The 11,011-nt window shown below is 36.9% G+C and carries 12 protein-coding genes; 3 read left to right on the forward strand and 9 right to left on the reverse strand.

Annotation, left to right across the window (positions count from 1 at the left end; translation table 11 throughout):
• From A5819_RS19195 to rplM, 5 genes are all read right to left on the reverse strand, one after another.
• Window positions 1-296: DUF6075 family protein (locus tag A5819_RS19195; RefSeq protein WP_217809027.1), on the reverse strand; the 296-nt coding region annotated here is incomplete at its 3' end.
• A 252-nt stretch (window positions 297-548) separates the two neighbouring features.
• Entirely contained in the window at window positions 549-746 is a 198-nt protein-coding gene (locus tag A5819_RS05705; RefSeq protein ID WP_086277508.1) for a hypothetical protein, read from the reverse strand.
• A 217-nt stretch (window positions 747-963) separates the two neighbouring features.
• A protein-coding gene (locus A5819_RS18915; protein ID WP_139843284.1) for an IS3 family transposase occupies window positions 964-2,048 on the reverse strand; the annotation gives its coding sequence in 2 pieces (ribosomal slippage) (window positions 964-1,811 and window positions 1,811-2,048; 1,086 coding nt in all).
• A gap of 217 nt (window positions 2,049-2,265) precedes the next feature.
• On the reverse strand, window positions 2,266-2,658 hold the full coding sequence (rpsI, locus tag A5819_RS05720) for a 30S ribosomal protein S9 (protein WP_010771970.1): 393 nt from the start codon (window positions 2,656-2,658) through the stop codon (window positions 2,266-2,268).
• Window positions 2,659-2,671: 13 nt separating this feature from the next.
• Complete coding sequence (gene rplM / locus A5819_RS05725; RefSeq protein WP_303393681.1) at window positions 2,672-3,118, reverse strand: 50S ribosomal protein L13; 447 nt, start codon at window positions 3,116-3,118, stop codon at window positions 2,672-2,674.
• Window positions 3,119-3,480: 362 nt separating this feature from the next.
• On the opposite strand from rplM, the gene A5819_RS05730 reads away from it, so the two are divergent.
• Together A5819_RS05730 and argH are read left to right on the forward strand one after the other, a co-directional pair.
• A complete protein-coding gene (locus A5819_RS05730; RefSeq protein WP_086277514.1) occupies window positions 3,481-4,686 on the forward strand; it encodes an argininosuccinate synthase in 1,206 nt (401 codons plus the stop codon).
• A 193-nt stretch (window positions 4,687-4,879) separates the two neighbouring features.
• Window positions 4,880-6,265 (forward strand): argininosuccinate lyase, encoded by a 1,386-nt coding sequence (gene argH, locus A5819_RS05735; RefSeq protein WP_086277516.1) that lies wholly within the window; start codon window positions 4,880-4,882, stop codon window positions 6,263-6,265.
• A gap of 55 nt (window positions 6,266-6,320) precedes the next feature.
• Here the strand turns inward: argH and A5819_RS05740 are convergent, their stop codons facing one another.
• From A5819_RS05740 to A5819_RS05750, 3 genes are all read right to left on the reverse strand, one after another.
• Window positions 6,321-6,809 (reverse strand): Dps family protein, encoded by a 489-nt coding sequence (locus A5819_RS05740; protein WP_086277519.1) that lies wholly within the window; start codon window positions 6,807-6,809, stop codon window positions 6,321-6,323.
• 123 nt (window positions 6,810-6,932) lie between these two features.
• Window positions 6,933-7,670 carry a DUF5105 domain-containing protein gene (locus A5819_RS05745; RefSeq protein WP_086277521.1) on the reverse strand — a complete coding sequence of 246 codons (738 nt, stop codon included), beginning with the start codon at window positions 7,668-7,670 and terminating at the stop codon, window positions 6,933-6,935.
• Window positions 7,671-7,731: 61 nt separating this feature from the next.
• A complete protein-coding gene (locus A5819_RS05750; RefSeq protein WP_086277523.1) occupies window positions 7,732-9,261 on the reverse strand; it encodes a gluconokinase in 1,530 nt (509 codons plus the stop codon).
• A gap of 102 nt (window positions 9,262-9,363) precedes the next feature.
• Between A5819_RS05750 and A5819_RS05755 the strand changes: the two genes are divergently transcribed.
• Window positions 9,364-10,050 carry an A24 family peptidase gene (locus tag A5819_RS05755; protein WP_086277525.1) on the forward strand — a complete coding sequence of 229 codons (687 nt, stop codon included), beginning with the start codon at window positions 9,364-9,366 and terminating at the stop codon, window positions 10,048-10,050.
• Between the two features lie 54 nt (window positions 10,051-10,104).
• Here the strand turns inward: A5819_RS05755 and msrA are convergent, their stop codons facing one another.
• Window positions 10,105-10,638, reverse strand: a complete 534-nt coding sequence (msrA, locus tag A5819_RS05760; RefSeq protein WP_086277527.1) for a peptide-methionine (S)-S-oxide reductase MsrA — start codon at window positions 10,636-10,638, stop codon at window positions 10,105-10,107.
• Window positions 10,639-11,011 lie beyond the last annotated feature (373 nt).

The following is an 11,011-nucleotide window of genomic DNA, read 5'->3' on the forward strand; positions in this document are numbered from 1 at the left end:
AGATCTAGTTTATGCCGATAGACTTGATCACTAAAACCAAACAAATAATCTTCGTACAGATTAAATGCTAAAATCGTTAATCGAGTTGATTCTTCGGTTTGCCAATCTGCCAAAACAGACTCATGTTTAGTACCCTTATCTTCAGAATAGATTTCGACAAAATGCTTTCTGGTTACTTCTGTTAGCCCCAACAAATAAATTAAAGAGAGCTCATGACAATTAAACGTTTTATCCTTTGTATTTTTTTCAAAAAAGGTTATATGTTCTTGGTTTTTGAAAATAAGATCTCGATTCATATTAGTATCTCCTATATATTTTTTATTCAGATTAAGATATATAAACAAATATTTATTTTACAATAAGTTTATCATTTAACAAGTTATAAGACAATATAGATAATATTATTTTTCGTTATGTTCAAGAAACACCTAAAAGATATCCTTTAACTAGAAAAATCTTTTAGGTGCTCTTCTACTCAACAGACGATACGCTACTACAAACACTCATCTTTTAGAATTTTTAACTCTCTAATCAACCTCAGTAATTCTTTATACTCTTTGGTATTTAATTATTCCTTTTGAAATGGTTTGCTTTGCTCTAGCAAGAGTCTGTAACGTATCTATTAGCTTCTTAAGTTTTTTTAATTCTTCATTCACAGGCCTCTTGCATTTCTCTCTCTCAAGTGAAAGGAGATACTTTTTAGCTTCTTCACTCTCTTGCTGCACTATCTCTAAACTTTTGTTCACCTAAAGATAATCCTTTTTCGTGTTTGGCACCTATGTCAAGAATCCGAACAAAAAAATGCGAAAGAATTGTTGTGAGAGCAATAAAAACAGTTAAGCAAAGTAAATGATGCACTATTCAATCTAAATCATCCTTCATATTTTTAAACGGAATACCAAAAGGCGCACTTAAATAACACTTTCAACATTCGTTTTTTTTTGAAAGTAGCACATTTTTTCGCTAGGCAACGAGAGAAATTCGATCACTATTGTACCAACGAATATAGCTATCAATGCCAACAATCGCTTCATCAAGTGTTTGAAAGGACTGAAAATTGGCATATTCTCGTTTCAAAATCGAGTGAAAACTTTCTATTCTTGCATTATCTCCTAGGCAACCCTTTCGAGAGTAGAAGTGCTTTATTTGTCTATTTTGTAGCGTCTGATTAAATAAATCGCTTGTGTATTGGCTTCCCATGTCGCTGTGTACAATCTTTACTCCAAGTCTGCGCAAACCTACTTTCTCCAGCACACTCGTTGCCAGCTCTTTTGTCATATGGGCTCCGACCTTATGAGCGATAACCCTTCGGGTTTCTGGATTGTATAGACTAGCTAAATAAACCCACTTCCCTTTCACTCGGATATACGTGGTATCTGTTAAAAGTACTTTAGACCAGTCATTCATTTTTCTTATTAGGTTTGGTAACTTGGCAACGTCTGTATAGGTGCTAGGTTTCTTCATTTTTTTAATCATCCGTGAATGAATCCCTAGCTCACGCATAAGGCGATAGATAAGGTAGCGACTAACTGGGTAGTTGAGATTTTCATTAAAATACTTGGTCATCCTCGGATACCCATACATTGGATACGATAACCAGGACGCTAATACTTTCTCTTTTATCTGTTGTCGTCTAATCATTCGCTTACTGGGGCGCCAATTTAAATAATCATAATACGTCGTTCTAGGAATCTTAAGAACGCTTAAAATACGAGTAATGCGGTGCTTTGCTTCTAAGTTAACACGAACCACCCGTAGTACAGTAGCACGTCCCTTATTGATTAATTCTTTGCCAAAAGCACCGCCGCTCGCTTTAAAATGTCGATTTTTTCTTTTAATCGTTTATTTTCTTTTAATAGTGCACGTTCATTTAGTGAGAGAATATTCCGGTCATTTGAATCTGCTTGACGAATCCACTTACTAAGTGTAGAGACACTTACGTTGTATTTTTTTGATAATGAATTCGCAGACCGACCGGTCTGACTTAGTGACACCATCGATTCTCTAAATTCTTTTGAATATCTTGTAGCTGATGTTTTTGTCTGCATAATAAAAACTCCTTTAATAGATTATAGCGAATAACTTGTCCGGATTTCTAGTATAGGAGCCAACAGTCAAAAGTTGATACAATCAAACAGTTAGAGGAGTACAGGAAAGCTAATCAAGGTGAAGCAGTTACGGGTTAGCCAATAGGTCGTAACCAAAACAAAAAAAGACACTCTCCAAAAATTGGAAAGTGTCTTGAAATCCTTGATATACCAAAGATTAACGTTTAGAGAATTGTGAAGCTTTACGAGCTTTTTTAAGACCTGGTTTTTTACGTTCTACCATACGGGCATCACGTGTAAGAAGACCAGCGCGTTTTAAAGCTCCGCGGAAGTCAGGATCTACTTCTAATAATGCGCGAGCGATACCGTGACGGATCGCACCTGATTGACCAGAGTAGCCTCCACCGTTAACGTTTACCATTACATCATAAGCGCCTTTAGTTTCAGTTACGCCAAATGGTTGGTTGATAACTTCACGCAAGTCAGCGTGTGGAATATATTCTTCAACATCTTTTTTGTTTACAGTAATTTTACCAGTACCTGGTACTAAACGTACGCGAGCTACAGATTTTTTACGACGGCCAGTGCCGCTATATTGTACTTGAGCCAATGAATTTCCCTCCTTAAATTAGGTTAGTAATATCTAATACTTCTGGTTGTTGTGCAGCATGTGGATGTTCAGCTCCACCGTATACGTTCAACTTAGTAAATTGTTTACGGCCTAAAGTGTTTTTAGGAAGCATACCTTTTACAGAAGTTTCGATTAAACGACGAGAGTTTTTATCGCGTAATTCACCAGCAGTAACAGATTTCAACCCACCTGGGTATTGGCTGTGACGGTAGTAAATTTTATCACTTGCTTTGTTACCAGTTAATTTGATTTTATCAGCATTAATTACAATTACGAAATCTCCAGTATCCACATGTGGTGTGAATGTTGGTTTATTTTTTCCACGTAAGATAGAAGCAACTACAGTTGAAAGACGTCCCATTGGGATATCTGTTGCATCTACTACATACCATTTACGTTCTACTTCGCCAGATTTGGCCATATATGTTGTACGCACAATTCTTTCCTCCAATTTTCTATTCGATGTTTGACATTCACTTGAGTTTCCGGGGCTCATTGTGGGGCAAACAATACCATTTAATATGATACCTTCTATCGCTTGTAAAGTCAATGAATTTCTGAGGTTTTTGCTTTATTTTTCTTGCCTATTTTATCACTTAAAAAAATTAACACCGTTGTTAAATAAAAATTACCTGTATATGCATAATATATATTACGAGAACCCACAAACAAAAATGTATATTTTTCCTTATAAAAGCAAATAAATGTATAATTATTTATAAAAACTGTTGATTTATGTATTTTCAAGTGATATGATGAGAACAATCAAAAAAGTCAATTAGAAAATAAGGAGTGTTACAAATGAAAGAAAAAGTTGTTTTAGCCTACTCTGGAGGATTAGATACCTCTGTTGCTGTTAAGTGGTTAGTTGATGAAGGATATGATGTGATTGCCTGCTGTTTAGATGTGGGCGAAAAGAAAGATTTAGATTTTATCAAGAATAAGGCATTAGAAGTGGGGGCATCTGCTTCTTATACTATTGATGCCAAAGAAGAGTTTGCCCAAGAGTTTGCTTTGATTGCTTTACAAGGCCATACTTTTTATGAGCAATCTTATCCTCTAGTCTCTGCCTTATCTCGTCCTTTGATTGCTAAAAAATTAGTAGAATTGGCTCACGAAACAGGGGCCGCAACAATTGCACACGGTTGTACAGGAAAAGGGAATGATCAAGTCCGTTTTGAAGTTGCGATCAATGCCCTTGCACCCGAAATCAGTGTTATTGCACCTGTTCGTGAATGGAAATGGTCTCGTGAAGAAGAAATCAATTACGCTAAAGAAAAAGGGGTGCCCGTTCCGGCTGATTTGGATAATCCTTATTCAGTTGACCAAAACCTTTGGGGCCGTGCGAATGAATGCGGCATTTTAGAAAATCCCTGGGCTACACCTCCTGAAGGCGCCTACGAACTAACCGCCAGTTTAGAGAATGCACCTGATGAAGCAGATGTCATCGAGCTGACTTTTGTTGAGGGCGTTCCAACAGCCATCAATGGTAAAAGTATGCTGTTATCTGAGTTGATCCTCGATTTAAATGACTTAGCTGGTAAACATGGCATTGGGCGAATCGATCATGTGGAAAACCGCTTAGTGGGAATCAAATCACGTGAAGTTTATGAATGTCCAGCAGCGATCACTCTAATGACCGCCCATAAAGAGCTAGAAGATTTGACCTTTGTCCGTGAGCTGGCTCACTTCAAACCAATCATCGAAAATCAATTATCACAAATTATTTACGATGGATTATGGTTCAATCCGTTAACAGATGCCTTGATTGCTTTTTTAAAGTCTACTCAAAAATACGTAAATGGCGTAGTTCGAGTAAAATTGTTCAAAGGACATGCAATTGTTGAAGGTCGTAAATCAGAAAATAGTCTCTACAATGAAAATCTAGCAACTTATACATCAGCTGATACTTTTGATCAAGCAGCAGCTGTTGGCTTTATCAAACTTTGGGGCCTACCAACGAAAGTCAATGCGGAAGTTCAAGCATCATTAAATAAGCAAAATTAGAGTGATTCTATACGTGAGATAGCTTTTACATGCCTTGTAAATAAGGTTATCCGATTGTTTCACCTTCAACGAGTGGCTTGTTCTAGGAGAATTTCTTTTCTACCTGCGGATGGAAATAAGGAAATCAATAGGCCATGAAGAAAAATAAGCAATTTGAGAATGAATAATAATGCATAGTAAAGAGGTGCAGATAATGGGAAAATTATGGGGTGGACGTTTTGAAGGAAAAAGTGAAGCCTGGATCGATTCATTCGGTGCTTCGATCCCTTTCGATCAAACATTAGCCAAACAAGATATTATAGGGAGTCTCGCACATGTAAAAATGTTAGCTAAAACAGGTATTTTAACGACTGATGAAGCCAAACAGATTACTTTCGGACTTAATACTCTTCAGCAAAAACTAAACGCTGGTGAGCTAGAATTCAGTATAGAAAATGAAGATATCCATTTGAATATCGAAAAGCACTTACATGAAGAAATTGGTCTTGTGGCTGGCAAATTACATACAGGACGCAGCCGAAATGATCAGGTGGCAACCGATATGCATCTTTACTTAAAAGAAGTCGTTCAAGAAGTCATTGAAAAGATCCATTTACTGCGCCAAGTCTTAGTGGATAAAGCTGAGGAAAATATTGAAACGATCATGCCTGGCTATACACATTTACAGCATGCTCAACCGATTTCATTTGCCCACCATATGATGGCCTATTATGAAATGCTAACTCGAGACCAAGAACGTTTTTCAGAGAGCTTAAAACGAATCGATATCTCGCCATTGGGCTGTGCAGCACTCGCTGGTACGACATTTCCCATCGATCGAGCCTATTCCGCTGAACTACTAGGTTTTGCTTCGATTTATGACAATAGCTTGGATGGCGTGAGTGACCGTGACTTTATTCTAGAATTTCTTAGCAATAGTTCTATTTTAATGATGCACCTTTCGAGATTTTGCGAAGAAATCATTTTATGGTGTAGTCACGAATTTCAATTTATCGAATTGACCGATACTTTTTCCACTGGCAGCTCGATTATGCCACAGAAAAAAAATCCTGACATGGCTGAATTGATTCGAGGAAAGTCCGGTCGCGTATATGGCAATTTATTCAGCCTTTTAACCGTTTTAAAAGGGCTGCCATTAGCTTATAACAAAGACCTGCAAGAAGACAAAGAGGGGATGTTTGATACGTCTCACACAATCTTAACTAGTTTAGAGATCATGGCTGGTATGGTTGAGTCAATGACGCTGAATACAGCCATCATGGAAAAAGCAACTGAAAAAGATTTTTCAAATGCTACAGAATTAGCAGACTACCTAGCCAACAAAGGGTTACCATTCAGGCAAGCACATGAAATTGTTGGTAAATTAGTCCTAGAATGTACAAAGCAAGGCATCTACTTACAAGATGTTCCCTTAGAAAAATACCAAACGATTACCCCCTTGATCGAAGCTGACATCTACCAAACTTTAGCCTCAAAAACAGCTGTTGAACGGCGGACTTCATACGGCGGAACAGGCTTTGGACAAGTCCAAGCTGCCATTATGCGTAGTAAGCTGAAACTAGCTAACGAAGAAAACTAAAAAAAGCATATGAAAGATAACTCACTATCTTTCATATGCTTTTACAAGTTTTAAATTAACGAGTTTTAGTACGTGAATCTGCATCAATACCAGGTGCTTTCCCTAATTTTGCTTGCAACATCCAAATGTTTTTCTCAATATCAGTTTTATTTGCGATAAAGATATCTTGTGTAGAATCATCACCTTCATCACCAGAAACATCGATTCCTTTTTGGTATAAATCAGCTAAATAACGGTAACCTTCTACTAATTTTTCCATACGTTCAGGAATTGAGCGTTCGTAAGTACCAATTTCATCTGAAATACCAGTATGATCTGCAAATTCTTGTAAAGTTGAATACGGAGCTCCATCTAATGTAATCAAACGTTCAGAAACAACATCTAATTGGTCATTGATTTGGTCCATGTATTCATCCATTTTAGGGTGCAATGTCAAGAATTCTGGGCCACGCATATACCAGTGTGTTTGGTGGATTACCACTGAAAACTGGCTTAGATCTGCAACTAGTTGGTTCAATACTTCTTTAGTTTGTTCAAATTTCATTATACATCATCCTCCTAAAGTTTTTATCTACATCTATAATTGTAGTACGAAATGCCGGAAAAGTACAGTAAAACCTTCATTTTTATAAATATTGTCTTTTGATAATTATTATAATCTAAAACATCAATTGTTATTAGGTAGTGGCATAGTATCTAATGAGTCAATAATTTCTTTAGCAACTTCATTCATTGCCTCTTCTAGCTCCTGATTCATCGCTTCTGTATTTTCAGAACCCGAAATAAATGCTAGGAACAAATTGGATACAGCTTCTTTTTGATTATCTGGTATAAACCATTTACCCTTTTCCTTTTCTAAACGTAATTCAAGCTGAACTGGATCTGTTTTGATTTTAATTGATTTGACTCGTTCTTCCAAAATAGAAAAAGTTGCATCTAGTGTTTTTTGATCATCTTTCGCTATTTCCGGATCAGCTAAAGTTTCTTTTACGAGCTGTCTGGTCATATCCTGCATAGCACTCACTAAATCTAACCCAGTTACATAATAAGAAATTACAGCCCCGGTTTTTGTTTCATCTATTTTAATAATCTTATAGGATGTTTTTGCTTTTGTCTGTTGTAATAATTCTTTTGTTAATTGATTTGCTGCTTTTTGTGGAACTTTGGCACCTGTCGAGGATAATCCTTTTGCAAAGTTTTCTTCAAACGTATTACTGTTTTTATCTAACTCTTTGCCTACTCGTTCGCCGTCACGAAATTCCCTCGCAAATTCATTTTCTCTTTTCTGGTAGACCAGGCGATCAACAAACAATTCACCGGCCTCTTCTGCGGAGATCCCTTTTGAGCCGCAACTTGTCAGAAAAATCCCGACCAAAAGCAAAAAAGTGATCCAGACTTTTTTCATTTCCTTTCCTCCGTTCTCTTACTACTAGTAAAACAAGTTCAGCGCTATTTGTCAAAAAAATTTAGTCTAAATCAGCTCTTAGTTTGGCTAATTGATGATAACTGGCTGATAGTTGCTGTTGCGTTGTGCTAAATAGTGGATAAATCTGTTGATAAATTTGCTGCTTTTCACTATTCGGTTCAACTATTTCACAAATCTCTACCAAATCACCGGCTGCTTTCAAGCTGGGAATTTTTCCTAAGCTTTGCCAGCCTAATAGAACTGCCCCCATGGCAGATGCCTCGACACTTTCTGTCATTGATAACCTATAACCAAAAACATCTGCCATGACCTGTTTAAAAACCTTTGAATCAGCAAATCCGCCTGTAGCCCGAATTTCCTTCACTGATCCGCCTAGCTCTTCCAATTCCGTTAAAATACGTTTCAAATTCAAACAAATTCCTTCAACCACAGCTCGCATCATAATCTTATCATCATGATTTCTTTTCAGTCCAACAAAATTACCGGCAGCTTCCGCATCCCATAATGGTGCCCGTTCTCCTAATAAATAAGGATGAAACAATAAGCCTTTAGCTCCTGCCGGTGTCTCCTTCACAAGTTCCATCACGGCATCATAAGGATTTTTTCCAGTCTCACGAGCTTCCATTTGAACTTCTTTCAAGAAATTTTCACAAGCCCAGTCAAAAATACCAGCGCCATTACTTGTTGCACCGCCAATTACCCAATGATATTCATCTAGCACACAACAAAAAGTCTCTGCTTGTGGATGCGTCTGGGGCTGCTCAACAATATAGCGCAATGCGCCACTGGTTCCAACCGTTAAAGTAGCCGTTCCTTGATTTAAAGCACCTAAGCCTAAATTTGATAATGGACCATCTGCTCCGCCTAACACAAAAATTGTTTGAGGCGTCAATCCTAATAGTTTTAACCATTCTTCTTTTAAACCAGTTAGTTGCTGAGTAGGTTTAACTAGTCTTGGCAACTGCTCTGTAGTAATTTCCAGCTCCGCTAATGCTTGTTGATCCCATATCAGATCATGAATATTTAAAAATCCTGTTCCTGAAGCAGTGCTGATATCGGTAATATATTGATCAAATAAACGATAAAAAATATAGTCTTTCATCCCAATAAATTTGTCTGCTTGTTCATAAACCTTCGGAAACTCTTCCTTCAGCCAGCGCATTTTATGGAACGGGGTCATTGGGTGCATCGGTAACCCTGTTTTTTGATAAATAGATGTTCCTAATGCCGTATTTTTTAGTTCTTCTGCGTATTTTTCTGCACGATTATCAGCCCATGTAATGACTCTTGTCAACGGCTGATGATTTTTATCCATTACGATCAAGCCATGCATCGCAGTTGAAAAGGATACTACTGAAATTTCATGTGGCTGCACTTTTGCCACAACCGCACCAATACAAGTAATGACTGCTTGAAAAATCTGATCTATATCTTGCTCTGCCATACCTTCTGTTTCCTGAATGAGCGGGTAACGAATATAAGCAGATGCTTGAACTACTCCATCCTCACTAAAAGCGACTGCCTTTGTTTGCGTTGTACCAATATCTACACCAATTGCCATTTTTTCCATTTTCTCGCCTCATTTCTCTCTTTCATTATTCCTAATAAAAAAATATTTGTCTAGTTAAAAAGGGCGATATTTGCGTATTTATTTATGAAAGGAGAATTTTCTATGTCGATTATTTATTTTATTATTGGTAGTGTGATAGGTTCATTTCTTTGTTTAGTGGCAGAACGTATACCTGCCAACCGATCAATAGTGCGCCCCGCTTCCCACTGTACTTATTGCCAAACTAAATTAAAGATGGTCGAATTGATCCCAATTGTTTCAATTCTATGTTTGGGTTTTCGCTGTCGTTACTGCAAATGTAAGCTATCTTATGTTTATTTTTTTAGCGAGTTGATTTTCGGATCACTTTGTTTTTATGTATTGCTTGAAGCGGTTCATCCTGTTTATTCTCTATTTTTTTTATCGATGGCTGTCGTTTTATCTTTAACTGACCTCTTTTATTTAATCGTAGAACCTAGATTATTTTACACCTGTTCCATCTTATTATGTATTGGACATATTTATTTGGTATTACCTTTTTTTCCATTTACAAGCTTGATTCTATTCATTGCTTTACAGATACTAAACCATATCTTTCCTGATTCTGTGGGAGGTGGCGACATCTTTTTGTTAACGGTGTGGGGCTTATTTTTAGGTGGAGAGTCGATTATATTTTTATTGTTCATTGCCAGCAGTAGTGGCTTACTTTTTCTTTTCATCTACCAATACATTTTAAAGAAAACTATCCGACAACTACCTTTTGTGCCTTTTTTAAGTATCGGTCTATTTTTTGCACTAATATGGAAATAAAGAATGAGCTCGATACAAAACTGACTTTAGTTTTGTCCGGCTCATCACTTCAATTTATTTAGCTTTCCAATTTTTCCGAATAAATCCAGCACGTCCGGAACCTTCCTTATACAGACTATAATGTACACTATGCTTTTTATAATAGTCTTGGTGATAGTCTTCTGCTGGATAAAAAGCTTGTGCTGGCTCAATCTTGGTAACGATTGGCTGCGTAAAGCGACCACTTGCTTGTAATGCCGCTTTTGATTTTTCTGCGCTTATCTTTTGTGCTTCATTTGCATAAAAGATAACAGGTCGATAAGAATCCCCACGATCTGCAAATTGTCCGAATGCATCGGTTGGATCTGTTTGCTGCCAATACGTTTCTACTAGTTTTTCATATGGAATAATCGCAGGATCATAGGTTATCTCAACGGCTTCTGTGTGACCGGTCATTCCTGATGTGACTTGCTCATAGCTTGGATTTACGACATGTCCACCAGTATATCCAGCTACAACCGAAATAATACCTGGTTGAGTATCAAATGGTTTGACCATACACCAAAAACAGCCTCCTGCAAAAATCGCTTTTTCGTAATTGTGTTCCATGATTCCCTCACCTCTTCTTTTCTTTATCATAAGCCGAATAAAAAAATAATGATATTGATTTGCTTATATAATAAAAGAATCTTTTCAACAAATAATCAAATTCTCAAGCGTAAAATTACCATACGAGTGTAAGCTATTAAATAGTTACCTTATAAAAACACATAGTCAATTTCTATTACAAGCAAAAAAACGCAACCTGTTCCTAAATGGATCAGGTCGCGATCGTAGTTTATATGACTAAACTACTTAAATCTCTATCTTTTTTACTCATTACTTACTCTATTCAATAACTTAGTGATCTCTTAGCTACTTCTTTTTATTTGCAGAAGAAGCCCCAGCCTTTCCAATAGAAGAAACAAAATCTCAAGCCACC

It is taken from the genome of Enterococcus sp. 7E2_DIV0204, assembly GCF_002140855.1.
In the GTDB taxonomy this organism is placed as follows: Bacteria; Bacillota; Bacilli; order Lactobacillales; family Enterococcaceae; genus Enterococcus_L; species Enterococcus_L lemimoniae.